This window comes from Pseudomonas sp. CFBP 13719 (assembly GCF_014842095.1).
In the GTDB taxonomy this organism is placed as follows: Bacteria; Pseudomonadota; Gammaproteobacteria; order Pseudomonadales; family Pseudomonadaceae; genus Aquipseudomonas.
The window spans coordinates 27,738-52,879 of record NZ_JACYVB010000016.1; the positions used below are offsets into that span (position 1 = coordinate 27,738).

22 protein-coding genes and 4 tRNA genes are annotated in these 25,142 nt (G+C 61.7%); 12 read left to right on the forward strand and 14 right to left on the reverse strand.

What is annotated here, in order from left to right:
• The first annotated feature begins 356 nt into the window (after positions 1–356).
• The 5 genes from IFT57_RS26495 to IFT57_RS26515 all read left to right on the forward strand — a co-directional run bounded on the left by IFT57_RS26495 (position 357) and on the right by IFT57_RS26515 (position 5,293).
• On the forward strand, positions 357–1,289 hold the full coding sequence (locus IFT57_RS26495; RefSeq protein ID WP_122713262.1) for an ABC transporter ATP-binding protein: 933 nt from the start codon (positions 357–359) through the stop codon (positions 1,287–1,289).
• Entirely contained in the window at positions 1,286–2,065 is a 780-nt protein-coding gene (locus IFT57_RS26500; protein ID WP_122713261.1) for an ABC transporter permease, read from the forward strand. The genes IFT57_RS26495 and IFT57_RS26500 overlap by 4 nt, the downstream gene beginning before the upstream one ends.
• 154 nt (positions 2,066–2,219) lie before the next feature.
• Complete coding sequence (locus IFT57_RS26505) at positions 2,220–3,074, forward strand: glycine betaine ABC transporter substrate-binding protein (RefSeq protein ID WP_122797267.1); 855 nt, start codon at positions 2,220–2,222, stop codon at positions 3,072–3,074.
• A gap of 252 nt (positions 3,075–3,326) precedes the next feature.
• Positions 3,327–3,638, forward strand: a complete 312-nt coding sequence (locus tag IFT57_RS26510) for a DUF485 domain-containing protein (protein WP_122797268.1) — start codon at positions 3,327–3,329, stop codon at positions 3,636–3,638.
• A complete protein-coding gene (locus IFT57_RS26515; protein ID WP_122797269.1) occupies positions 3,635–5,293 on the forward strand; it encodes a cation acetate symporter in 1,659 nt (552 codons plus the stop codon). The genes IFT57_RS26510 and IFT57_RS26515 overlap by 4 nt, the downstream gene beginning before the upstream one ends.
• Before the next feature lie 102 nt (positions 5,294–5,395).
• Here IFT57_RS26515 and IFT57_RS26520 read toward each other — a convergent pair whose 3' ends face one another.
• On the reverse strand, positions 5,396–5,554 hold the full coding sequence (locus tag IFT57_RS26520) for a DUF3309 family protein (RefSeq protein ID WP_122479270.1): 159 nt from the start codon (positions 5,552–5,554) through the stop codon (positions 5,396–5,398).
• Positions 5,555–5,722: 168 nt separating this feature from the next.
• Between IFT57_RS26520 and IFT57_RS26525 the strand changes: the two genes are divergently transcribed.
• Positions 5,723–6,055 carry a YnfA family protein gene (locus tag IFT57_RS26525; protein WP_122797270.1) on the forward strand — a complete coding sequence of 111 codons (333 nt, stop codon included), beginning with the start codon at positions 5,723–5,725 and terminating at the stop codon, positions 6,053–6,055.
• Positions 6,056–6,273: 218 nt separating this feature from the next.
• The gene (gene csrA, locus IFT57_RS26530) at positions 6,274–6,471 is read left to right on the forward strand and encodes a carbon storage regulator CsrA (protein ID WP_043187251.1); all 198 of its coding nucleotides are present in this window, start codon (positions 6,274–6,276) and stop codon (positions 6,469–6,471) included.
• 3 nt (positions 6,472–6,474) lie between these two features.
• Here the strand turns inward: csrA and IFT57_RS26535 are convergent, their stop codons facing one another.
• The 13 genes from IFT57_RS26535 to IFT57_RS26595 all read right to left on the reverse strand — a co-directional run bounded on the left by IFT57_RS26535 (position 6,475) and on the right by IFT57_RS26595 (position 20,444).
• A complete protein-coding gene (locus IFT57_RS26535; protein WP_192153206.1) occupies positions 6,475–6,702 on the reverse strand; it encodes a YheU family protein in 228 nt (75 codons plus the stop codon).
• A gap of 111 nt (positions 6,703–6,813) precedes the next feature.
• Positions 6,814–8,004: an osmoprotectant NAGGN system M42 family peptidase gene (locus IFT57_RS26540; protein ID WP_122479267.1), complete on the reverse strand. Its 1,191-nt coding sequence runs from the start codon at positions 8,002–8,004 to the stop codon at positions 6,814–6,816.
• Positions 8,005–8,111: 107 nt separating this feature from the next.
• Complete coding sequence (gene ngg, locus IFT57_RS26545) at positions 8,112–9,854, reverse strand: N-acetylglutaminylglutamine synthetase (protein WP_122713254.1); 1,743 nt, start codon at positions 9,852–9,854, stop codon at positions 8,112–8,114.
• Between the two features lie 3 nt (positions 9,855–9,857).
• Positions 9,858–11,630: an N-acetylglutaminylglutamine amidotransferase gene (locus tag IFT57_RS26550; RefSeq protein WP_192153207.1), complete on the reverse strand. Its 1,773-nt coding sequence runs from the start codon at positions 11,628–11,630 to the stop codon at positions 9,858–9,860.
• 171 nt (positions 11,631–11,801) lie between these two features.
• Positions 11,802–12,566 (reverse strand): ABC transporter ATP-binding protein, encoded by a 765-nt coding sequence (locus tag IFT57_RS26555; RefSeq protein WP_192049816.1) that lies wholly within the window; start codon positions 12,564–12,566, stop codon positions 11,802–11,804.
• A 13-nt stretch (positions 12,567–12,579) separates the two neighbouring features.
• Positions 12,580–13,695 (reverse strand): succinylglutamate desuccinylase/aspartoacylase family protein, encoded by a 1,116-nt coding sequence (locus IFT57_RS26560; protein WP_192153208.1) that lies wholly within the window; start codon positions 13,693–13,695, stop codon positions 12,580–12,582.
• Between the two features lie 9 nt (positions 13,696–13,704).
• Positions 13,705–14,415 carry an ABC transporter permease gene (locus tag IFT57_RS26565; protein ID WP_122479262.1) on the reverse strand — a complete coding sequence of 237 codons (711 nt, stop codon included), beginning with the start codon at positions 14,413–14,415 and terminating at the stop codon, positions 13,705–13,707.
• The gene (locus IFT57_RS26570; protein ID WP_122479261.1) at positions 14,412–15,140 is read right to left on the reverse strand and encodes an ABC transporter permease; all 729 of its coding nucleotides are present in this window, start codon (positions 15,138–15,140) and stop codon (positions 14,412–14,414) included. Before IFT57_RS26570 ends, IFT57_RS26565 begins: the two co-directional genes overlap by 4 nt.
• Positions 15,141–15,209: 69 nt before the next feature.
• Positions 15,210–15,992, reverse strand: coding sequence for a transporter substrate-binding domain-containing protein (locus IFT57_RS26575; protein ID WP_122713250.1), 783 nt, complete (start codon positions 15,990–15,992; stop codon positions 15,210–15,212).
• Between the two features lie 256 nt (positions 15,993–16,248).
• Positions 16,249–17,958, reverse strand: coding sequence for an ATP-dependent DNA ligase (locus IFT57_RS26580; protein ID WP_192153209.1), 1,710 nt, complete (start codon positions 17,956–17,958; stop codon positions 16,249–16,251).
• Positions 17,955–18,965 (reverse strand): ligase-associated DNA damage response exonuclease, encoded by a 1,011-nt coding sequence (locus IFT57_RS26585; protein ID WP_192153210.1) that lies wholly within the window; start codon positions 18,963–18,965, stop codon positions 17,955–17,957. The genes IFT57_RS26580 and IFT57_RS26585 overlap by 4 nt, the downstream gene beginning before the upstream one ends.
• A 146-nt stretch (positions 18,966–19,111) precedes the next feature.
• Positions 19,112–19,187, reverse strand: a tRNA-Asn gene (locus tag IFT57_RS26590).
• Between the two features lie 60 nt (positions 19,188–19,247).
• On the reverse strand, positions 19,248–20,444 hold the full coding sequence (locus tag IFT57_RS26595; protein ID WP_192153211.1) for an amino acid aminotransferase: 1,197 nt from the start codon (positions 20,442–20,444) through the stop codon (positions 19,248–19,250).
• A 287-nt stretch (positions 20,445–20,731) separates the two neighbouring features.
• Here IFT57_RS26595 and uvrB point away from each other — a divergent pair, with 287 nt between their 5' ends.
• From uvrB to IFT57_RS26620, 5 genes are all read left to right on the forward strand, one after another.
• Complete coding sequence (gene uvrB, locus IFT57_RS26600) at positions 20,732–22,747, forward strand: excinuclease ABC subunit UvrB (protein ID WP_122479256.1); 2,016 nt, start codon at positions 20,732–20,734, stop codon at positions 22,745–22,747.
• Positions 22,748–22,949: 202 nt separating this feature from the next.
• Complete coding sequence (gltX, locus tag IFT57_RS26605; RefSeq protein ID WP_192153212.1) at positions 22,950–24,428, forward strand: glutamate--tRNA ligase; 1,479 nt, start codon at positions 22,950–22,952, stop codon at positions 24,426–24,428.
• A gap of 268 nt (positions 24,429–24,696) precedes the next feature.
• A tRNA-Ala gene (locus IFT57_RS26610) sits at positions 24,697–24,772 on the forward strand.
• Positions 24,773–24,815: 43 nt separating this feature from the next.
• Positions 24,816–24,891 (forward strand) — tRNA-Glu (locus IFT57_RS26615).
• A gap of 53 nt (positions 24,892–24,944) precedes the next feature.
• Positions 24,945–25,020: transfer RNA gene (locus IFT57_RS26620), tRNA-Ala, on the forward strand.
• The last annotated feature ends 122 nt before the right edge of the window (positions 25,021–25,142 follow it).

The window sequence follows — 25,142 nt, forward strand, 5'->3', positions numbered from 1 at the left end:
CGAACCACCTGCGGTTGCCGTCGATACAGCGGCGGCAGACGGGAAAACGGTGGCCAGGCACGTAAGCTTCGGTGTGGGACAGATCCGGGACTTGCCTGGATAGTGACCGTTGCAGGGTAGGGGAGTTCGCGGCGCCGAGTGCCAGAGGCAGTTGCCCGGAACGTTCGCTGGCCACTGTGGCCCTATCTGCATGGGCGGTCGCGGCACGCGTGGGACTGATGTCCACTATCGACAGCAGTCACTTTACGAGGGCGGTCACCGCGCCCATCATGGTGTCAGTTGTTACACATCTGGTTGCAAATCATCGCAGTCGCCCTTACTTCATCACCACTCTCAACACGGCGTATAGACCCCTTATGAGTTCTGCTCTGTCCATTCGACAGTTGACCAAGACCTACGGCAACGGGTTTCAGGCCCTCAGCGGCATTGATCTCGACGTAGCGGAAGGCGACTTCTTCGCACTGCTGGGCCCCAACGGCGCAGGCAAATCGACCACCATCGGGATTCTTTCCACGCTGGTCAACAAGACCAGCGGCACCGTCAACATCTTCGGCAACGACCTGGACCGCCAGCCGGCTGCGCTCAAGCGCAGCATCGGCGTAGTGCCTCAGGAGTTCAACTTCAACCAGTTCGAAAAGACCTTCGACATCGTCGTGACCCAGGCCGGCTATTACGGCATTCCAGCGAAGATCGCCAAGCAGCGTGCCGAACAGTATCTGACCCAACTGGGTTTGTGGGACAAGCGCGATACGCCGTCGCGGTCGCTGTCGGGGGGCATGAAGCGGCGCCTGATGATCGCACGGGCGCTGATCCACGAGCCACGCCTGCTGATTCTCGACGAGCCCACCGCCGGCGTCGATATCGAACTGCGGCGCTCGATGTGGGGCTTCCTCACCGAGCTGAACGAAAAAGGCATCACCATCATCCTCACCACCCATTACCTGGAAGAGGCCGAACAGCTGTGCCGCAACATCGGCATCATCGACCACGGCACCATCGTCCAGAACACCAGCATGCGTGAACTGCTCGGCACCCTGCACGTGGAGACCTTTCTGCTCGATCTGGGCCAGCCGCTGAACGCAGCGCCGCAGCTGCAAGGCTACCCCTGCACGCTGGTCAATCCGCAGACGCTGGAAGTGCAGGTCGACAAGGAAATCGGCATCACCTCGCTGTTCGGCCAGCTGGCGCTGTTGAACATTCCGGTGTTGAGCCTGCGCAACAAGACCAATCGCCTGGAGGAGCTGTTCGTGTCTCTGGTGGAGAAAAATCTGAGGAAGGTCGCGGTATGAGTTCCGAATTCCAGGCCAATGTGGTCGCTCTCAACACCATCGTCTACCGCGAAGTGCGGCGCTTCACGCGGATCTGGCCGCAGACCCTGCTGCCGCCAGCCATCACCATGGTGCTGTACTTCGTCATCTTCGGTAACCTGATCGGCAAGCAGATCGGTGGCATGGGTGGCTTCAGCTACATGGAGTACATCGTGCCGGGGCTGATCATGATGTCGGTGATCACCAACTCCTACGGCAACGTGGTCTCGAGTTTCTTCGGCGCCAAGTTCCAGCGCTCCATCGAGGAACTGATGGTCTCGCCATTGTCACCGCACACCATTCTGATCGGCTATGTTGCAGGTGGGGTGTTGCGGGGCTTGATGGTAGGGGTCATCGTCACCGCGCTGTCGCTGTTCTTCACCGATCTGCAGGTGCATCACCTGGGCATCACAGTGCTGGTGGTGCTGCTGACCGCCACGATCTTTTCCATGCTGGGTTTCATCAACGCGGTGTTCGCGCGCAACTTCGACGACATCTCCATCGTACCGACATTCGTCCTTACGCCTTTGACCTACCTGGGTGGGGTGTTCTATTCGATCAGCCTGTTGCCGCCGTTCTGGCAGACCGTATCCCTGGCCAATCCGGTGCTGCACATGGTCAACGCCTTCCGCTACGGCATCCTTGGCGTCTCGGACATCAGCATCGGCGTAGCGGTGGCATTCATGCTGGTGGCCACGGTGGTGCTGTACTTCGCCTGCGTGAAATTGCTGGTCAGTGGTCGCGGCATGCGCAGCTGAGTTCCCCCGGCCGGACCGCAAGGCCCGGCCATGTCGTTTCTCGACGGTTCAAGGTCGTAGGTGGAGCATGATCATCGGCGGGCGAAGTCGATGATCAGGACGCCAACATATGCCGTGCGGCATTCGTCGCGCGCAGCCTTATCGGGGAAGCAGAATGAACATGAAGAAAGTTCTCGGAGCCAGTGCTGCTCTGGTTCTGGCCATGGGATGTAGCTGGGCCAGCGCTGCCGCCAAGGAAGTCACCATCGGCTACGTCGACGGATGGTCGGACAGCGTCGCCACCACCCATGTCGCCGCCGAAGTCATCAAGCAGAAACTGGGCTATGACGTGAAGCTGCAGGCAGTGGCCACCGGGATCATGTGGCAAGGTGTGGCCACCGGCAAACTCGATGCAATGCTTTCTGCCTGGCTGCCGGTGACCCACGGCGAGTACTGGGCCAAGAACAACGACAAGGTGGTCGACTACGGCCCCAACTTCAAGGACGCCAAGATCGGCCTGATCGTGCCTGAATACGTCAAGGCCAAGACCATCGACGACCTCAAGACCGACGACACCTTCAAGAACCGCATCGTGGGCATCGACGCGGGCTCGGGCGTGATGCTCAAGACCGAACAGGCGATCAAGGACTACGGGCTGTCGAACTACAAACTGCAGGCCAGTTCCGGTGCCGGCATGATCGCGGAACTGACCCGGGCCGAAAACGCCCAGCAATCCATTGCCGTGACCGGTTGGGTGCCGCACTGGATGTTCGCCAAGTGGAAACTGCGCTTCCTGGAAGACCCGAAAGGTGTGTACGGCGCGGCCGAAACCGTCAACAGCATCGGCAGCAAGGGCCTGGACAAGAAAGCGCCCGAGGTGGCTGCCTTCCTGAAGAAATTCCAGTGGTCGTCCAAGGACGAGATCGGCGAAGTCATGCTGGCCATCCAGGACGGTGCCAAGCCTGATGCCGCTGCCAAGGCCTGGGTCGCCAAACACCCTGACCGTGTCGCCGAGTGGGTTGGCAAATAACCCCAAAGGGGCTGCCTTGCACGCGGGCCGCCCGTAGGAGCGGTCATCGGCCGCGAATCCAGCGCTGCGGTGCACCGCGGTACAGCCTTCGCGGCCACGGACCGCTCCTACGTCGAATTGTGAAAAGGTCGCCCATGGGCGACCTTTTTTCATTTCCGCGCCCCGATCTACTACTAAGGTCGTCTGGAGTGCGTCCCAGAGCAGCCTAAAGTGGAATACGTTCTATCCATCTATGCTGCGAGGACAAAAACAATGAACGACAGCATTTACCTCTCGATTCAAAACAGCCCACGCTTCAAGGAGCTGGTGAGAAAAAGGGAGAAGTTTGCCTGGATACTTTCGGCGATCATGCTTGGACTGTATTCGGCCTTCATCCTCTTGATTGCCTACGGCCCGCACATCCTGGGCGCCAAGCTCAGCCCTGAATCGTCGATCACCTGGGGCATTCCCATCGGTGTCGGCCTGATTCTCTCCGCCTTCGTGTTGACCGGTATCTACGTCAAGCGCGCCAATGGCGAGTTCGATGACCTGAATCGCCTGATTCTGCAGGAGGCCAAGCAATGATGCGGCGTCTATTGGCAACAGTGGGCGCATTCGCCCTGGCTCCAAGCGTGATGGCGGCCGACGCACTGACCGGCGCGGTGCAGAAGCAGCCGCTCAACGTGGCGGCGATCATCATGTTCGTGCTGTTCGTGGGCGCTACCCTGTGCATCACTTACTGGGCGTCCAAGCGCAACAAGTCGGCGGCGGACTACTACGCTGCCGGCGGCAAGATCACCGGTTTCCAGAACGGCCTGGCAATTGCCGGCGACTACATGTCGGCGGCGTCCTTCCTGGGTATTTCCGCGCTGGTGTTCACCTCCGGCTATGATGGCCTGATCTACTCCATCGGCTTCCTCGTGGGCTGGCCGATCATCCTGTTCCTGATCGCCGAGCGTCTGCGCAACCTGGGCAAGTACACCTTTGCCGACGTGGCGTCCTACCGCTTGAAACAGAAGGAAATTCGCACCCTGTCGGCCTGTGGTTCGCTGGTGGTGGTGGCGTTCTACCTGATCGCGCAGATGGTAGGTGCCGGCAAGCTGATCCAGCTGCTGTTCGGCCTCGACTACGCCGTCGCCGTGGTTCTGGTGGGTATCCTGATGTGCTTGTACGTGCTTTTCGGCGGCATGCTGGCGACCACCTGGGTACAGATCATCAAGGCGGTCCTGCTGTTGTCCGGTGCATCCTTCATGGCCCTGATGGTCATGAAACACGTCAACTTCGACTTCAACGTGCTGTTCTCCGAAGCCATCAAGGTGCATGCCAAGGGCGAGGCCATCATGCGTCCCGGTGGGCTGGTGAAGGATCCGATCTCGGCCTTCTCGCTGGGCCTGGCGCTGATGTTCGGTACGGCCGGCCTGCCGCACATTCTCATGCGCTTCTTCACCGTTTCCGATGCCAAGGAAGCCCGCAAGTCGGTGCTCTACGCAACGGGTTTCATCGGCTACTTCTACATCCTGACCTTCATCATCGGCTTCGGCGCGATTCTGCTGGTCAGCACCAATCCGGCGTTCAAGGACGCAGCCGGTGCCTTGCTCGGCGGTAACAACATGGCCGCGGTGCACCTTGCCGATGCGGTCGGTGGCAGCATCTTCCTCGGCTTCATCTCGGCCGTGGCGTTCGCCACCATCCTGGCTGTGGTGGCCGGCCTGACCCTGGCCGGTGCTTCGGCGGTGTCCCACGACCTGTACGCCAGCGTCATCAAGAAAGGCAAGACCAACGACAAGGACGAGATCCGCGTTTCCAAGATCACCACCGTCTGCCTCGGTGTCCTGGCGATCGGCCTGGGTATCGCGTTCGAAAGCCAGAACATCGCCTTCATGGTGGGCCTGGCGTTCTCGATCGCGGCCAGCTGCAACTTCCCGGTCCTGTTGCTCTCGATGTACTGGAAGAACCTGACCACCCGCGGCGCCATGATCGGTGGCTGGATGGGCTTGATCAGCGCAGTGACGCTGATGATCCTCGGCCCGACCATCTGGGTGCAGATTCTGCATCACGACAAACCGATCTATCCATACGAGTACCCAGCACTGTTCTCGATGGCCATCGCCTTCATCGGTATCTGGTTCTTCTCGATCACCGACAAGTCGGCGGCGGCTGACGAAGAGCGTGCGCTGTTCTACCCGCAGTTCGTCCGTTCGCAAACCGGTCTGGGTTCCAGTGGGGCAGTCTCCCACTGATACCTGCACCACGCTGCAAGCAAAAAAAATCCGATGCCCGCAAGGGCATCGGATTTTTTCATTTCTGCTGCGCGGCCCGGTGCAGGCTGCGCACCTGCAGGACTATATCTTGCCGAGCAATACCAGAATCAGCAGGATGACCAGTACAGTACCGATGATACCCGACGGGCCATAGCCCCAACTTCTGGAGTGCGGGAATACTGGCAATCCGCCAATCAACAGCAGAATCAGAACGATGATCAGTATGGTGCCCATGGCGATTTCCTTATTTGGACAATGAGATGATTCGTCAGCGAGCCAGTAGCACTCGTCCGCCTAATAGCTCGGACTATGACCTGCCGTAAAAAGTCCCAAAGATTTAAAAATGTTTCCGAGCTGGGTCTGGGCTGGCGTATTCTCGCGGGCTGATATTGGCTCTGGAGAGTTCAAGTGCTCAATTATGCGTGGTTCCTGCTGGCCGCCCTGTTTGAAATCGCCGGTTGCTATGCCTTCTACCTCTGGCTGCGAATGGGCAAGAGCGCGCTGTGGGCATTGGCAGGCGTGCTGAGCCTGACCTGTTTCGCGCTGCTGCTCACGCGCGTGGAAGCCGCCTATGCCGGCCGTGCGTATGCGGCCTACGGTGGCATCTACATCGTCGCTTCGCTGGGATGGCTGGCTGTGGTCGAGAAAGTTCGGCCGCAGACCTTCGACTGGCTCGGCGCAACGTTGTGCGTGCTGGGGGCGAGCCTCATTCTGTGGGGGCCGAAGCTGCAGCAGGGATAGGGCTGGTCAATGTGGACAAGCATGTAAATATCCATACAACGATGGATGAAAGTGTATGGATCGGTACAACTAACTGACGGCTTGCCCACTACAAGTGCGAAATATCTGACAGGGAATTTACTAACTTTCGTAGGCCTAAACTGTATTGCTCCGCTTGCCTTGTGATGCTCGAAAACAGGGTCCACCCTCAAGAAGCATTCATTTGAGGGAACAAAGCCATGCTGGTATTGACGCGACATGTAGGCGAGCTGATCTCGATCGGCGATGACGTCTGGATCAAGGTGCTGGACGTGCGGGGCAACACCGTGCGCTTCGGCATCCAGGCGCCCAAGGACGTGGAAGTGCACCGTGCCGAGGTCTATCGGCGAATCCAGGAGAAACATGGCAAGCATGCCAAGGAGGTGCCGGTGGTGTGATGCTCAGTCGAACAGCTCGGGGGCTATGTCGTGCTTGAGCATCAGCGTGCACTGCTGGTTTTCCGGATCGAAAACGATGAACGCCTGTTTCTTGCCCAGCGCATGACGCACGCGTTCGACCCGCGTCTGCAACGGTGTTTCATCGCCGTTGTCGGTTCCGTCGCGGGTCACGAAATCTTCGATGAGGCGGGTCAGGGTGTCGGCTTCGAGGTGGTCGTAGGGAATCAGCATGTTCGGCGCTCGCAGGGTAGGCCGGCATTGTAACAGCGTCGCGCGTGCCCAAGGCCCCGAGCCTGTAGTGGCAAGGGGCAGGGCGGCCGTGCTCTGGTTGTATCAGGCCGGTCAGTGACTGGATTTCTGTCCCAGCACGTCTTCGACCGCCGGAACGCGGGTATCCGATTCCATCTGCGCGTCGTGCTCCAGCTGATGACTGAAACGCTCGAGCGAGCCGTTGTTCGGCTTGGCATCGCTGGCGAACACCGGCGGGCTCAACATGTAGGCCGTGAGAATGCGGCTCAGCGCGCTCAGGCTGTCGATGTGGGTGCGTTCATAGCCATGGGTCGCGTCGCAGCCGAACGCCAGTAGCGCGGTGCGGATGTCGTGTCCGGCCGTGACGGCCGAGTGGGCGTCACTGAAGTAATAACGAAACAGGTCACGCCGCACCGGCAGTTCGTTTTCATCGGCCAGCCGCAACAGATGCCGCGACAGGTGATAATCGTAGGGCCCACCGGAGTCCATCATGGCCACGCTCACGGCGTGCTCGCTCGAGTGCTGGCCGGGTGCAACGGGTGCGATGTCGATGCCGACGAACTCGCTGACGTCCCACGGCAAAGCCGCCGCGGCACCAGAGCCGGTCTCCTCGGTGATGGTGAACAATGGATGGCAATCGATCAGAGGCTCGTAGTCACTCTCGACGATGGCCTTGAGCGATGCCAGCAGTGCGGCAACACCTGCCTTGTCGTCCAGATGGCGGGCACTGATGTGGCCACTGTCGGTGAATTCAGGCAGGGGATCGAACGCCACATAGTCGCCGATGTTCACCCCCAGCGATTCGCAGTCGGCACGCGTCGCGCAATAGGCATCCAGGCGCAACTCGACATGGTCCCAGGTCACCGGCATCTGGTCGACGGCGGTATTGAAGGCATGCCCGGAGGCCATCAGTGGCAGCACGCTGCCGCGGATCACGCCGCTGTCGGTGAAAACGCTCACCCGGCTGCCCTCGGCAAAGCGGCTCGACCAGCAGCCCACAGGTGCGAGCGACAGGCGACCGTTGTCCTGCACCGCCCGTACGCTGGCGCCAATGGTGTCCAAGTGCGCAGACACGGCGCGGTCCGGTGAATTCTGCTTACCTTTGAGAGTCGCGCGAATGGTACCGCGGCGTGTCATTTCAAAGGGAATGCCCAGCTCTTCGAGACGTTCGGCGACGTAGCGCACGATGGTATCGGTGAACCCGGTAGGGCTGGGAATGGCGAGCATTTCCAGCAGCACTTTCTGCAAGTACTGGATATCCGGTTCGGGAATTTTGGCTGTCATGGAAACTCCTGAGGTGGATAGGGATATGGGGACCGCTTCGTCACGATCCCGGTAGCGTTTCAGCGCCGAGCCTGCACAGGTCACCCCGGCAGGCTTCATGCAGGCTTTTACCTGGGGCGGCTGTGGGGGAACAGCAGATCGACGAAGCGCTCTGCCGTCGGTTGCGGTTCGTGGTTGGCCAAGCCCACGCGCTCGTTGGCTTCGATGAACACGTACTCCGGCTGGTCGGCGGCCGGCACCAGCAGGTCCAGCCCCACCACCGGTATGTCCAGCGCGCGAGCGGCACGTACCGCTGCGTCGGCCAGTACCGGGTGGAGAATCTGCGTGACGTCCTCCAGATGCCCGCCGGTGTGCAGGTTGGCCGCCTTGCGCACCGTCAGCGTCTGGCCGCTGGGCAGAATGCTGTGCATGTCGAAACCGGCGGCCTGCACGGTGCGCAGGGTTTCCTGGTCCAGCGGAATCCGGCTCTCTCCGCCAGTCGCTGCCTGGCGACGGCGGCTCTGCACATCGATCAGCGTGCCGATGTCGGTGTGCCCGTCACCAATGATCTGCGCCGGCCGGCGAATCGCTGCCGCAACCACTTCGTAGCCGATGACCACGATGCGCAGGTCAACCCCTTCATGGAAGCTTTCGAGCAAAACCCGGCTGTCGAACTGGCGAGCGTGCTCGATGGCCTGCTGCACCTCGTCGAGTGTGCTCAGGTCCACGGCCACACCGTTGCCTTGCTCACCGTCGAGCGGCTTGACCACCACTCGGCCATGTTCGTCGAGGAAATCCTGATTGTCGTCGGCACTGCCCGCCAGCTGTTGCGCCGGCAGGCTCAGGCCAGCGGCCCTGAGCACCTTGTGGGTCAGGCTCTTGTCCTGGCAAAGGGTCATGCTCACCGAGCTGGTCAGGTCGCACAGTGATTCGCGGCAACGAATGCGCCTGCCACCGTGCACCAGGGTGAACAGACCGGCCTCGGCATCGTCCACCTGCACATCGATACCTCGGCGAAACGCTTCGTCGACGATGATCCGCGCGTAGGGATTGAAATCGGCCTGCGGACCGGGGCCCAGGAACAGTTTCTGGTTGATGCCGTTCTTGCGCTTGATGGCGAAGGTGGGCAGGTTGCGAAAGCCCAGCTTGGCGTAGAGGTTCTTGGCCAGACGGTTGTCGTGCATCACGGACAGATCAAGGTAGGCCAAGCCACGGCTCATGAAGTGCTCGACCAGATGACGCACCAGCACTTCGCCCACACCTGGGCGTGTGCAACGTGGGTCGACGGCCAGGCACCACAAGCTGCTGCCTTTTTCCGGATCGCGAAAGGCCTTGGCATGGTTGAGGCCCATGACACTGCCAATCACCTGGCCGGTGTCTTCGTCTTCGGCAAGCCAGTACACCGGCCCGCCCTGGTGACGCGGGGTCAGCAGACTCTGGTCGATGGGCAGCATCTTGCGCTTGAGGTAAAGCTGGTTGATGGCCTGCCAATCGCCATCGCTTTGCGCCCGGCGAATCCGGAACCCGCGGAACACCCGCTGCGCGGGTCGGTAATCGCTGAACCACAGCCGCAGCGTATCGGACGGATCGAGAAACAGCTGCTGCGGCGCATGGGCCAAGACCTGCTGCGGCGCGGCAACGTACAGGGCAATGTCGCGCTCACCCGGTTGTTCGTTGAGCAGTTCGGCGGCCAGCGCTTGCGGATCGGGGTAGGTATGCCCGATCAGCACACGGCCCCAGCCGCAGTGCAACGGTCGTTGTTGCAGGTCGTCGCTATGGCCTTCTTCGGCGAGCCGCGCCTGCAAGCGCTCGTAGGACGGCGACTGGCCGCGCTGCAAGCGCTGGTTGAATGCCGTGGCATGAGCTTTCATCGATCAGAGTCCTTGTTCGCTGAGCCACAGGTTCAACGCCGCCAGCTGCCAGAGCTTGGAGCCGCGCAGCGGCGTGAGCTGGCCTTGCGGATCGGTCAGCAGACGGTCGAGCATGGTCGGGTTGAACAGGCCGCGGTCCTGGCTGGGGTCCAGCAGCAAGTCGCGCACCCAGTTGAGTGTGTCGCCTTCGAGATGCTTGAGGCCGGGCACTGGGAAATAGCCTTTCTTGCGGTCGATGACTTCGCTCGGAATCACCAGGCGCGCCGCTTCCTTGAGCACTTGCTTGCCACCATCGGGCAGCTTGAACTTGCCCGGAACCCGCGCGGAGAGCTCGACCAGGCGATAGTCCAGGAACGGCGTGCGCGCTTCCAGGCCCCAGGCCATGGTCATGTTGTCGACGCGTTTGACCGGGTCGTCGACCAGCATCACCGTGCTGTCCAGACGCAAGGCCTTGTCCACCGCTGCATCGGCGCCAGGCATGGCGAAGTGCTCGCGCACGAAGTCACCCGCCGCATCGTTGGCGGTCAACCACTTGGGCGCGACGGTTGCGGCGTAGTCGTCGTAGCTGCGGTCGAAGAACGCATCGCGATAGGCCTGATAGGGATCGCTGGCGCCGTCCACTTGTGGGTACCAGTGGTACCCGGCGAACAGTTCGTCGGCGCCCTGGCCGCTCTGCACCACCTTGCAATGCTTGGCAACTTCCCGCGACAGCAGGTAGAAAGCGATGCAGTCGTGGCTGACCATTGGCTCGCTCATCGCGCGGAACGCGGCGGGCAGTTGCTCGATGATCTCCCGCTCCTGGATGCGCAACTGGTGATGCTGCGTGCCGTAATGCTTGGCGATCAGGTCGGAATACTGAAACTCGTCGCCACGTTCGCCGCCCGCGTCCTGGAAGCCGATGGAGAAGGTCGACAGATCCTTCACGCCCACTTCGCGCAACAGACCTACCAGCATGCTCGAATCGACGCCACCGGACAGCAGCACGCCCACATCCACGGCGGCGCGCTGGCGAATGGCAACCGCTTCGCGGGTGCTTTCCAGCACACGGTCGCGCCAGTCTTCCAGGGTCAGGTTGGCTTCGTCGGCATGCGGCCCGTAGGGCAAGGTCCACCACGTCTGCTGTTCGGTCTTGCCGTTGGCATCGATGCGCATCCAGGTCGCTGGCGGCAGCTTTTCGATGCCCGCGATCAACGTCCGTGGCGCAGGCACCACGGCGTGGAAGTTCAGGTAGTGGTTCAACGCCACGGGGTCGAGCATCGGGCTGATGTCGCCACCCTTGAGCAGCGCCGGCAAGGACGAAGCGAAGCGCAGGCGCTTGTCGGTGCGCGACAGGTACAAAGGCTTGACGCCCAGACGGTCACGGGCAATGAACAGACGTTGCGTGTCGCGCTCCCAGATGGCGAAGGCGAACATGCCGTTGAGCTTAGGCAGCAGTTTTTCGCCCCAGGCATGGTAGCCCTTGAGCAGCACCTCGGTGTCGCCACCGGAATAGAAGCTGTAGCCCAGGGCCTCCAGCTCGCTGCGCAGTTCGGGAAAGTTGTAGATGGCACCGTTGAACGCCAGGCTCAGGCCCAGCTGGGCGTCGGTCATCGGCTGCGCGGAGCCGTCCGACAAGTCCATGATCTTCAGGCGGCGATGGCCCAGGGCAATCGGCCCTTGCGCCTGAAAACCCCAGGCGTCCGGCCCGCGTGGGGCCAGTTCATGGGTAATGCGTTCCACGGCCGCAAGGTCCGCAGGTTGAAAGTCGAAGCGCAACTCACCAGCTAATCCGCACATAAGTCCTTACCGGTTTTTCCGTTGGGGAACGGCCGAGTTAAGTTCGGCCAGGTATGAAACTGACCGGAGCGGGTAGCGAGAGTTTTAGAACGATCGGTTATAAGGAGGAGATGTGTCCGAAGACGCAGTCGCGGGTAGAACCCGCTCCCATATGAATGCAATGCACAGCAACTACTTCAGATTTCCGCTGAGAAACTGCCGCAGGCGCTCGCTTTTCGGGCTTCCCAGCACTTGTGCAGGCGGGCCTTCTTCCTCGACCAGCCCCTGATGCAGGAACAGCACCTGGCTCGAGACTTCGCGGGCGAAGCTCATTTCGTGAGTGACCATGATCATGGTACGGCCTTCCTCGGCCAGGCCCTTGATCACCTTCAACACCTCACCCACCAGCTCCGGGTCCAGGGCCGAGGTCGGTTCATCGAACAGCATCACTTCCGGTTCCATGGCCAGGGCGCGGGCGATGGCCACGCGTTGCTGCTGGCCACCGGAGAGGAAGGCTGGATACTGGCTGGCAACCCGCTCGGGCAAGCCGACCTTGTCCAGGTAGCGCAACGCCCGCGCCCGCGCTTCGTCCTTGTCGATGCCCAGCACCCGGCGCGGCGCCATGGTGATGTTGTCGAGCACGGTCATGTGGCTCCACAGGTTGAAGTGCTGGAACACCATCGCCAGACGCGTGCGCAGGCGCTGCAATTCGTCGGCGTCGGCGACCCGCATGCCGCCGTGGTCGCTGATCATCTGGATCGGCTTGCCATCCAGGCTCATGGCGCCGTCGTCGGGCTGCTCGAGAAAATTGATGCAGCGCAGGAAGGTGCTCTTGCCCGAGCCACTGGCGCCGATCAGGCTGATCACGTCACCCGTGCTGGCCTTGAGCGAGACGCCCTTGAGTACCTTGTTGTCGCCATAGCTCTTGTGCAGGCCGTCGATGGTCAGTTTGTACATGCGCAACACGTCCTCAAGGTTGGAGTAGATAGCCGCTGCGGCAGGCCTGGGTACCCGCGACATGGGCCACCAGCATGCCGGTGGTGGCCATGCGGCGCAGCGAGCGGGCGTACATCAGGCCCGGCTGACGGTTGCGCACCGGGGTGACCGTATTGGTCAGCGGATCGATAATCTCGGCGATCAACTGGTCGGCTTCCAGGTACTGTCCGGGCACCGCGCTGTACACCAGCAGCCCACCCACTGGCGCTGTAACTGGTTCTACGGCAGCCAGCGGCGTTGCCGCGGCGAGCAACGTCGGCAGCGCGGCCGGCTGGCGGTCGATGGCACCGACGCTGGCCAGGTAGTCGAGGATGGCCTGGCAGTCGCCGCTGGCCATCGGATGGTTGACGTCGCCCTGGCCGCGCAACTCGACAGTGACCGAAAAGCTGCCCATGGCGATCGGGAAACGCTCGCCAAAGCGTTGCTGCAACTGCCACCACAACAGGCTGAAGCACTCGTCGAACGACTGCCCGCCCGAATCGGTGGCCAACAGGCTGGCCTGGGCGCCCAGATAGCGCGCCAGCGGCTCCACCTGCGGCCAGGCCTCGGGCGTGGTGTACAGATGCTGCACTGCTTCGAAGTCGCAGTGCAGGTCCAGCACCATGTCGGCGTCGCACGCCAGGCGCTGCAGGGTCAGGCGCTGCGACTGCAGGGCGGTGGCAGGCTGCAGCCGGTTCAACCCATCGCGCAGGTGCGTGCGGATCAGCGCGGTATTGCGCGCAACGTCATCGCCCAGCAGGCTCTCGACGGCGCAACCGACCTGATCGGCCAAGTCGACGAAACGACGATTGAAGTTCTCGCCGGTTTCCAGCTCGTAGCGGCCCATGGGGGTGTCCATGACGATCTGGTCGAGCCCGGCCGGGTTGGCGATGGGCACCACCACGACCTGCCAGCGCAGTTGCCCGGCGCTTTCCAGTTCCGCCAGACGCTGGCGCAGGTGCCAGGCGACGAGCATGCCCGGCAGCTCGTCGGCATGCAGCGAGGCCTGGATGTAGACCTTGCCGGCACCGGTCGGGCCGTAGCTGAAGCTGTGGATCTGGCGCGCGGTGCCCGGCAGCGGGGCCAGCAGTTCATGAATGTCGTGTTGCATGTTCAGGTCCTAGTGCGTCGGGCCGAGAAAGGCCAGCCAGCGGCGTTCGGCCAGGCGAAACAGTCCGACCAGAGCGAAGGTGACGGTCAGGTAGATCAGCGCGGCGATGCCGAAGGATTGGAAGGTCAGGAAGGTCGCCGAATTGGCATCACGCGCGACCTTGAGAATGTCCGGAATGGTGGCAGTGAAAGCCACCGTGGTCGAGTGCAGCATGAGGATCACTTCGTTGCTGTAGTAGGGTAACGACCGGCGCAAGGCCGACGGCATGATCACATAGGCGTACAGCTTCCAGCCGCTGAGGCCGTAGGCCTTGGCCGCCTCGACCTCGCCATGGTTCATGCTGCGGATGGCCCCGGCGAAGATTTCCGTGGTGTACGCGCAGGTGTTCAGCGCGAATGCCAGCACCGTGCAGTTCATCGCGTCGCGGAAGAAGTCGTTGAGCAGGGGCTGCCCGCGCACCGCCTCCAGGCTGTAGATGCCGGTGTAGCAGATCAGCAGCTGGATATAGAGCGGGGTGCCGCGGAACAGGTACGTGTAGAACTGCACCGGCCAGCGTACCCAGCGCCGATTCGAGACCCGGGCGATCGACAGCGGCACCGAGAACACGAAGCCGATCACCAGGGCGGCAGTGAGCAGCCACAGAGTCATCGCCAGGCCGGTGATGTTCTGCCCGTCGGAGTAGAGGAACGGTCGCCAGTATTCTTGAAGAAGCTCGATCATCGCAGGGCCTCTCGGGTGCCCGCGCTGTAGCGTCGTTCAAGCCAGCGCAGGGCGATATTGGAGGCACTGGTGATCAGCAGATAGATGAGCGCGGCGAGCACCAGGAAGTAGAACAGTTGATAGGTGCTCTTGCCGGCGTCCTGGGCGGCCTTGACCAGATCGGCCAGGCCGATGATGGACACCAGCGCAGTGGCCTTGAGCATGACCATCCAGTTATTGCCGATACCGGGCAGGGCATAGCGCATCATCTGCGGAAACACCACATAGCGAAAGCGCTGCGAGCGCTTGAGACCATAGGCCGTAGCCGCTTCGAGTTGCCCGCGCGGTACTGCCAGCATGGCGCCGCGAAAGGTTTCGGTGAAATAGGCGCCGTAGATGAAGCCCAGGGTGATGACCCCGGCGGCGAAAGGATCGATTTCGATGTAGTCCCATTCCAGCGCTTCGGTAATACCGGTCAGCCAGGTCTGCAGGCTGTAGAAAATCAGCAGCATCAGCACCAGGTCGGGCACGCCGCGGATCAGGGTGGTGTAGAGCTGCGCCGGCACGCGCAGCGCCGCCGCGCCGGACAGCTTGGCGCTGGCGCCGATCAGGCCAAGCACCACGCTGACCAGCAGCGAGAGCAGGGACAGCTTGATGGTCATCCAGGTGCCCTCGAGCAGCAACGGGCCGAAGCCCTTCAAGCTGAACGCAGACAACCCGAGGTACTGCAAAAGGTCATCGAACATGAATCTGGCCTTTGCCGATCAAAAAAACGCCCATCCCCGAGTGGGAATGGGCGCTGTCACCGCGGCGGTTTACTTGCCGCTGTACAGGTTCAGCTCACCGAAGTGTTTCTTCTGGATTTCGCTGTAGGTGCCATCATCGTGTAACGCTTTGATACCTTTATCGATCAACGCCTTGAGTTCCTTGTTACCTTTGGCGATACCCACGGCCGTCTTGGCCGGCAACAATTCGCTGTCGATCGGCTCGCTGACTTCATAGCCAGCACCTTGTGGCGATTTCAGAAAGCCCAGCTCGGCCTGCAGCATGTCCTGGATGGACGCGTCGAGACGACCTGAAATCAGGTCGGCGTAGACCTGGTCCTGATTCTGATAGGCCTGGGTCTTAACGCCAGCCTTGTCGAGCACGGCCTTGGCGTAGGCTTCCTGAATGGTGCCTTGCTCGTAGCCCACGGTCTTGCCCTTGAGCGAGGCCAGGTCTGTGCTCAGGCCTGCACCTTTCTTGAACACCAACGAAGTCGGGCCCGAGAACAATTCGTTGGAGAAGTCGATGACTTTTTCCCGCGCCGGGGTGACGGTCATCGAGGAAATCACGCCATCGAATTTCTTCGCCTTGAGGCCCGGAATCATGCCGTCGAAATCGCTTTCGACCCACTTGCAGGTCACTTTCAGTTCCTTGCAGATGGCATTGCCCAGATCGATGTCGAAACCCACCAGACTGCCGTCGGCGGCCTTGGATTCGAACGGTGCGTAGGAAGGATCGACCCCGAAGCGCAACTCCTTGTATTCCTTGGCCATTGCGCTGCCGGCCGAAAACGCCAGGGCCAGAGCAGAAAGGGTCAGCAATGCTTTTTTCATCGTGCAGTCCTTAAAACCAGTTGAATGCGTTGGTGAGGGCGATGTGCGTTACCGGCGAGTGCCAGACATCATTTTGATAGCAATTTCCGCACCATAGTCCCAGTGCAGACCGCTCTGAGCAAGGTTGTGTCGCGTGGCAGCAAGTTTCGCCAGGGCCTGACTCCGGGTGGATGTCCGTGCCGCGCGTCATTGGTACAGCAATGCCCTGAAATAATCCACGGCAAAAAAATGCACCTCGGCGGTGCATTCAGAACGGTCAGGCCAACAGGTCCTGGAGGGTCGCCAGGCTGTCGGCTTCAGCCACCGGTTTGTCGTGACGCCAGCGCAACATGCGCGGGAAGCGCACCGCAATACCGCTTTTGTGGCGCTTGGACAGGGCAATGCCCTCGAAGCCCAACTCGAAGACCAGCGTCGGGGTCACGCTGCGTACCGGGCCGAATTTTTCCACGGTGGTCTTGCGAACGATCGCGTCGACCTTGCGCATCTCTTCGTCGGTCAATCCGGAATAGGCCTTGGCGAACGGCACCAGCGTTCGCTCGGACGCTTCGGGTGGGCCATCCCACACGGCGAACGTGTAGTCGCTGTACAGGCTCGCCCGACGCCCATGGCCGGCCTGGGCATAGATCAACACCGCGTCGACGCTGAACGGATCCACCTTCCATTTCCACCAAGTGCCCATGTCCTTGGTGCGGCCAACGCCGTACAGCGAGTCGCGGGCCTTGAGCATCATGCCTTCCACACCCAGCGCACGCGACGCTTCACGCTGTCGACCCAGGTCTTGCCAATCGTCGCCGGTCAAGACTGGCGACGGACGCAATACGGGGTCGGCGGCCTGCGCGATGACCTGTTCCATCTGGGTGCGACGTTCGTGCTGCGGGCGGTTGCGCCAGTCTTCCCCTGCCCATTCGAGCAGGTCATAGGCGAGCACCACCACCGGAATCTCTTCAAGGATCTTCTTGCTCAAGGTTTTGCGGCCGATGCGCTGCTGCAGCAGGGCGAACGGCTGCACGGCGGGCGCATCGGCCGACGCGCTCGATGCGTCGTCCAGGCTGAAATCTTCCGGTGCCACATCGGCCGGTGGCGGCGTCTTCCAGACCACGATCTCGCCGTCGATGACCGTGCCATCGGGCAGGCTCGCGGTCAGCGAGTGCAGTTCCGGGAAGCGATCCGACACCAGTTCCTCGCCGCGCGACCAGATCCACAGACGCCCGTCGCGCTTGACCAGCTGGGCGCGGATCCCATCCCACTTCCATTCCACCTGCCAACCGCTGCTGGGGCCCAACAAGGTGTCGAACTGATCGACCGGCTGCTGCAAAGAGTGGGCGAGGAAAAACGGGTAGGGCTGGCCACCCCTTTGGGCATGTTCGTCAGCCGATTCCTGGGCGATGAGCTTGAGGTAGCTTTCGGCGACCGGACGGTGCGACAGATCGGTGTAGCCCACCAGGCGCTGGGCCACGCGCTTGCTGTCGATACCGGCCATCTGCGCCAGCGCGCGGGTGACCAACAGCTTCGACACACCGACGCGAAAGCTGCCGGTGATCAGCTTCAGGCAGAGCATCAGGCTGGCCCGATCCAACTGCGCCCACAACGGCGGCAAGCGCGTGTGGAGCTCTTCGGGTGGCAGCCCGCGCAGGGGCAACAGGGCGTTTTCCAGCCACCAGGCCAGGCCTTCGTCACTGCTTTGCTCGGCTTCGGGCAACAACAGCGAGAAGGTCTCGGCCAGGTCACCGACGGCCTGATAGCTCTCTGCGAACAGCCATTCGGGCACGTTCGCCAGTTTGATCGCCAGCTCGCGCAGGATCTTGGTCGGCACCAGTTGCCGAGGACGGCCGCCGGACAGAAAGTACACTGCCCAGGCGGCATCTGCCGGTTGCGCCTGACGGAAGTAATCCTCCAGGAACTGGCGCTTGGCATTGGTCGAGGTGGTTTCATCGAGATTGGCATACAACTGCGCGAAAGCTTTCAAGACGCGGCCTCCTGGGGTTCCTCTTCGTTGCCGTACTCGGTGGTGAACCCCTGAGCGTCCAGACCGATGTCGCGCAGATAACGCACCAGCACCTCTACCGAGCCGTGGGTGACCATGACCCGCTCGGCCCCGGTCTGCTCGATGGCCCACAGCAGGCCGGGCCAGTCGGCGTGGTCGGACAGCACGAAGCCACGGTCCACACCGCGCCGGCGGCGGGTGCCGCGCAGGCGCATCCAGCCACTGGCGAAGGCATCGCTGTACTCACCAAAGCGGCGCATCCAAGTGCTGCCCCCAGCCGAGGGCGGGGCGATGATCAACGCATTGCGCAACGCCGGGTCGGTTTTCTTGAAGTCCCCGGCGTATTGGGTTTCCGGGATATACACGCCAGCATCTCGGTACACCCGGTTCAATGGCTCCACCGAACCGTGGGCCAGAATCGGTCCGATGCTCGCGTCGATCCCATGCAGCAAGCGCTGGGCCTTGCCGAAGGCGTAGGCGAACAACACGCTGGCCTTGCCTTGCTCGGCGTTGGCTCGCCACCACTGGTTCACTTCCGCGAAGATCTCGGCCTGCGGCTGCCAGCGATAGATCGGCAGGCCGAAGGTCGATTCGGTGATGAAGGTGTGACAGCGCACCGGCTCGAAGGGCGCGCACGTACCGTCTGGCTCGACCTTGTAGTCGCCCGAGGCTACCCACACCTCACCTTTGTATTCCAGGCGAACCTGGGCCGAGCCCAGTACGTGCCCGGCCGGATGGAAACTCAAGGTCACCCCGTTGTGCTGCAGGACTTCGCCGTACTCGAGCAATTGCAGATTTATGTCCTGGCCTAGGCGGGTGCGCAGGATGCCTTCGCCGGGTGCTGCGGCCAGATAGTGTTCGTTGCCCGTGTGCGCGTGGTCGCCGTGACCATGGGTGATCACCGCGCGCTCGACGGGCTTCCACGGATCGATATAGAAATCCCCGGCGGTGCAATACAGACCTTCGGGACGAGCGACGACAAGATCCATGGCAGGTCGGCCAGGTGATGGGTGTGTTGTTATGAGGGGGTAGGGCGGGGGAAAGTTCGAAGGCAAACGCCTCGACGACTGCTGCGAGAAGGCCAGCGTCCGGGCGAAAAAAAGCCCCTGCGATGAGGGGCTTGTTTTTCAGTGTCTGGCTCCACGACCTGGACTCGAACCAGGGACCCAATGATTAACAGTCATTTGCTCTACCAACTGAGCTATCGCGGAATCTGCTGCGTATGTTACTGATTGCTAAGGGGAAGTCAAGCCTTCCCCTTAGCAAGGATGCTACAGCACCTTGACGATGGCCTTGATCACGCCGTCGATGTTGCTCTGGTTCAAGGCGGCTACGCAGATGCGCCCGGTATCCAGCGCGTAAATGCCGAACTCGCTGCGCAGGCGACCGACCTGCTCGGCGCTCAACCCGGAATACGAGAACATGCCAGCCTGGCGGGCGACGAAGGCGAAGTCACGGTTGGCACCCTGTGCAGCCAGGCCTTCGACCATTTGCAGGCGCATGCCGCGAATGCGCTGGCGCATCTCGCCCAGCTCGGCTTCCCACATGGCTCGCAGTTCGGGACTGTTGAGCACGTTGGCGACGATCATTGCGCCATGGGTCGGCGGGTTCGAGTAGTTGGTACGAATGACCCGCTTGAGCTGCGACAGCACGCGCGCGCTCTCATCGCTGGACTGGGTGACGATCGACAGCGCACCGACCCGCTCGCCATACAGCGAGAACGACTTGGAAAACGAACTGGAGACGAAGAAGCTCAAGCCCGACTCGGCGAACAGGCGCACCGCCGCTGCGTCTTCCTGGATGCCGTCGCCGAAGCCCTGATAGGCCATGTCGAGGAACGGCACATGGCCCTTGCGCTTGACCACATCCAGCACGTTGACCCAGTCCGCCGCGTTGAGGTCGACCCCGGTGGGGTTGTGGCAGCACGCGTGCAGCACGACGATGGAGCCAGTGGGCAGGGCGTCGAGGTCTTCGAGCATGCCTGAACGGTTAACGTCGTTGCTGGTCGCATCATAGTAACGGTAGTTGCGGACGCCGAAGCCTGCGGCTTCGAACAGCGCACGGTGGTTTTCCCAGCTCGGATCGCTGATCGCGACGACCGCATCGGGCGACAGCTGCTTGAGGAAATCTGCACCGATCTTCAGGGCGCCGGTACCGCCAACGGCCTGCGTGGTGACCACGCGGCCTGCGGTTAGCAGCGGCGAGTGGGCACCGAACATCAGGGTCTGTACGGCCTTGTCGTAGGCGGCGATGCCGTCGATAGGCAGATAGCCACGCGCGGCGTGCTGTGCAACGCGCTGGGTCTCGGCTTCGATCACCGCGCGCAGCAGGGGAATTCGCCCCTCTTCGTTGCAGTACACGCCCACGCCCAGGTTCACCTTGTCGGTGCGGGTGTCGGCGTTGAATGCTTCGTTGAGGCCCAGGATAGGATCGCGGGGTGCCAATTCGACAGCGGAAAACAGGCTCATTTTTACCGTAGCTCTGATCGGGAGTGAGAAAGGATGCACGCTTCATCCATGCTGCGCGAAGCGGTGCACGAGTGGGAAGTCAGTATAAAGACGCTTGACTGACGGGGCGACAGGTTGCACCTGGTTTTACCTGTTTTTGCCGATTTATTTTTGACAATTGGTCCTGCGATTACTGGGGGGCTTGGGCCTTGCCCTTGAAACTCGTAGGAACAGGCGCAAACTAGGGTTAAGTACTGTCTATAAATACAGTCGGAAATGTCCGGCTGGCGCGACTCATGAGGTGTGGCATGTCCGAGTTTCAACTCGTTACCCGTTTCGAACCTGCTGGCGATCAGCCAGAAGCCATTCGCTTGATGGTGGAGGGTATCGAGGCGGGCCTGGCGCACCAGACATTGCTGGGGGTAACCGGGTCGGGCAAGACGTTCAGCATTGCCAACGTGATTGCCCAGGTGCAGCGTCCGACACTGGTGCTGGCGCCCAACAAGACCCTGGCAGCTCAGCTGTACGGCGAGTTCAAGGCGTTCTTTCCAAACAACGCCGTCGAGTATTTCGTCTCCTATTACGATTACTATCAGCCCGAAGCCTATGTGCCGTCGTCGGACACCTTCATCGAGAAGGATTCCTCGATCAACGATCACATCGAGCAGATGCGCCTGTCCGCCACCAAGGCGCTGCTCGAGCGCAAGGACGCCATCATCGTTACCACGGTGTCGTGCATCTACGGCCTGGGCAGCCCTGAAACCTATCTGAAAATGGTCCTGCACGTGGACCGTGGCGACAAGCTCGACCAGCGCGCACTGCTGCGTCGCCTGGCCGACCTGCAATACACCCGCAACGAGATGGACTTCGCCCGCGCCACGTTCCGTGTACGCGGCGACGTGATCGACGTGTTCCCTGCCGAATCCGATCTTGAAGCCATCCGTATCGAGCTGTTCGATGACGAAGTCGAGAACATTGCTGCCTTCGACCCGCTGACCGGCGAGGTCACGCGCAAACTGCCGCGCTTCACCTTTTATCCCAAGAGCCACTACGTGACCCCGCGCGAAACCCTGCTCGGCGCCGTGGAGGGCATCAAGGAGGAGCTCAAGGAGCGCCTTGACTACTTTCGCGACAAGAACAAGCTGGTAGAAGCCCAGCGGCTGGAGCAACGCACCCGCTTCGATCTCGAAATGATCCTCGAGCTGGGCTATTGCAACGGCATCGAAAACTATTCGCGCTACCTCTCCGGACGCCCTTCAGGCGCCGCGCCGCCCACGTTGTACGACTATTTGCCAGCCGACGCCTTGCTGGTCATCGACGAGTCCCACGTCAGCGTCCCGCAGGTGGGTGCGATGTACAAGGGCGACCGCTCGCGCAAGGAAACCCTGGTCGAGTACGGCTTTCGTCTGCCGTCGGCGCTGGACAACCGACCCATGCGTTTCGACGAGTGGGAAGGGGTGAGCCCGCAGACCATCTTCGTCTCCGCTACCCCCGGCAACTACGAGGCCGAGCACGCGGGCCGCATCATCGAGCAGGTGGTGCGCCCGACCGGTCTGGTCGACCCCCAGGTGGAAGTGCGGCCCGCGCTGACCCAGGTCGACGACCTGCTGTCCGAGATCCGCAAGCGTGTGGCCACTGACGACCGCATTCTGGTCACCGTGCTGACCAAGCGCATGGCCGAGGATCTGACCGACTATCTGGCGGACCATGACGTACGGGTGCGCTACCTGCACTCGGACATCGACACCGTGGAGCGGGTCGAGATCATCCGCGACTTGCGCCTGGGCGCGTTCGACGTGATCGTGGGGATCAACCTGCTGCGCGAGGGCCTGGACATGCCCGAGGTCTCGCTGGTGGCGATTCTGGATGCCGACAAGGAAGGTTTCCTGCGCTCCGACCGCTCGCTGATCCAGACCATTGGCCGTGCCGCGCGAAATCTCAATGGGCGTGCCATTTTGTATGCCGACCGCATGACCGGTTCGATGGAGCGTGCCATCGGCGAAACCGAGCGCCGTCGCGAGAAGCAGATCGCCTTCAACGAGGCCAATGGCATCGTGCCCAAGGGCGTGATCAAGGATGTCGCCGACATCATGGAAGGCGCCACCGTGCCGGGTTCGCGCAGCAAGAAGCGCAAGGGCATGGCCAAGGCTGCCGAGGAGAACGCACGCTACGAGAACGAGCTGCGCTCGCCGAGCGAGATCACCAAGCGTATCAAGCAGCTGGAAGAGAAGATGTACCAGCTGGCGCGGGACCTGGAGTTCGAAGCGGCAGCACAGATGCGCGACGAAATCGGCAAGCTGCGTGAACGCCTGCTCAAGGTCTGACACCGCGTCGCTCCCTTCGCGGCCGCTGACCACTCCCACAACAGATCTGCACCCACGCGATCTGTGGGAGCGGTCGGCGGCCGCGAAGGCCGCACCGCAGACCTCAAGCCATGCACTCACCCCCACCGCCACACGATTCTGGAGCCTTGCCCCCAAGCCCTGCTAACATCGGCGTTTCGATTCAACCTGCTCGAGACCCTCCATGACCGTTCGTACGCGTATCGCCCCATCGCCCACCGGCGACCCTCATGTCGGCACGGCCTACATCGCCCTGTTCAACTATTGCTTTGCCAAACAGCATGGCGGCGAATTCATCCTGCGCATCGAAGACACCGACCAGTTGCGCTCGACCCGCGAATCCGAGCAGCAGATCTTCGACGCCCTGCGCTGGCTGGGCATCGAGTGGAGCGAAGGCCCGGACGTAGGCGGGCCCCACGGCCCGTACCGGCAGAGCGAGCGGGGCGAGATCTACAAGCGGTACGCCCAGCAACTGGTCGACATGGGTCATGCATTCCCCTGTTTCTGCACGGCCGAAGAACTCGACCAGATGCGCGCCGAACAAACCGCTCGCGGCGAAACCCCGCGCTACGACGGTCGCGCCCTGTTGCTGCCGGCCGAGGAAGTCCAGCGTCGCCTGGCGGCAGGCGAGCCCCACGTCATCCGCATGAAGGTCCCCACCGAAGGCGTCTGCGTGGTCCCCGACATGCTGCGCGGCGACGTCGAAATCCCGTGGGACCGCATGGACATGCAGGTCCTGATGAAAACCGACGGTCTGCCCACCTACTTTCTGGCCAACGTGGTCGATGACCACCTGATGGGCATCACCCACGTGCTGCGCGGTGAAGAATGGCTGCCCTCGGCGCCCAAGCTGATGAAGCTCTACGAATACTTCGGCTGGGAGCAACCAGCACTGTGCTACATGCCCCTGCTGCGCAATCCGGACAAGAGCAAGCTGTCCAAGCGCAAGAATCCGACCTCGGTCACCTTCTACGAGCGCATGGGCTTCATGCCGGAAGCCATGCTCAATTACCTGGGGCGCATGGGCTGGTCGATGCCCGACGAGCGCGAAAAATTCTCCCTGGCTGAAATGGTCGAGCACTTCGATCTTTCCCGCGTATCCCTGGGCGGTCCGATCTTCGATATCGAGAAGCTCTCGTGGCTCAACGGCCAGTGGCTGCGCGAATTGCCGGTGCAGGAGTTTGCCGCACGGGTGCAGCAGTGGGCGTTCAACCCTGACTACATGATGAAGATCGCGCCGCATGTGCAGGGCAGGGTGGAAACCTTCAGTCAGATCGTTCCGCTGGGCGGCTTCTTCTTCGCCGGTGGCCTGCAATTGGATGCGCGCCTGTTCGAAAGCAAGAAGCTCTCAGCGGACCAGGTGCGGCAACTGATGCAGTTGATCCTGTGGAAGCTGGAAAGCCTGCGGCAGTGGGACAAGGAACGCATCACCGCAACCATTCAAGCGGTGGTCGAGTCGCTCGGCTTGAAACTGCGCGACGCCATGCCGCTGATGTTCGCCGCGATCACCGGGCAAGCCAGCTCGGTGTCCGTCCTCGATGCGATGGAAATCCTCGGCCCGGACCTGACCCGCTTCCGTCTGCGCCAAGCCCTCGACCTGCTCGGCGGCGTCTCCAAGAAAGAAAACAAGGAATGGGAAAAGCTCCTGGCTGCAATCGCCTGACCGCAGCTATCCGCCACCCCAACGGCGCTGCTACATCACACCCCTGTAGCAGCGGCGCAAGCCGCGTCCGGCCACACCACCCGTCCATCAGACACCCCACGCCCCCTGTAGCAGCGGCGCAAGCCGCGTCGCCCTTCGCTCAAACCGCGCATATCCGGTAAGTCCCTGTAATAGCGATAAAAAACTTCCAAATAATTCTGAAAATAAGTTTGACACCCTGGCGAGGTCGTCTTAATATGCGCCCCGTCCACACAGCAACACACTGTTTGGGGCTATAGCTCAGCTGGGAGAGCGCTTGCATGGCATGCAAGAGGTCAACGGTTCGATCCCGTTTAGCTCCACCAATTTGCCGGAGCCCGCATCAGCGGGCTTGACTGAAGGTTTTGCGTCCCCTTCGTCTAGTGGCCTAGGACACCGCCCTTTCACGGCGGTAACAGGGGTTCGAGTCCCCTAGGGGACGCCAGTTGTACAGAAATGCCGGGTGAAGTCGGCATTCCGCCGCAGGGCGATAAATTCGGGGCTATAGCTCAGCTGGGAGAGCGCTTGCATGGCATGCAAGAGGTCAACGGTTCGATCCCGTTTAGCTCCACCAAATTCCAGGCTTGATGTCACGCGCTGACAGCAAGCCGATCAGTTCCAGACTGATCTTGGTAGAAGGTATGTCCCCTTCGTCTAGTGGCCTAGGACACCGCCCTTTCACGGCGGTAACAGGGG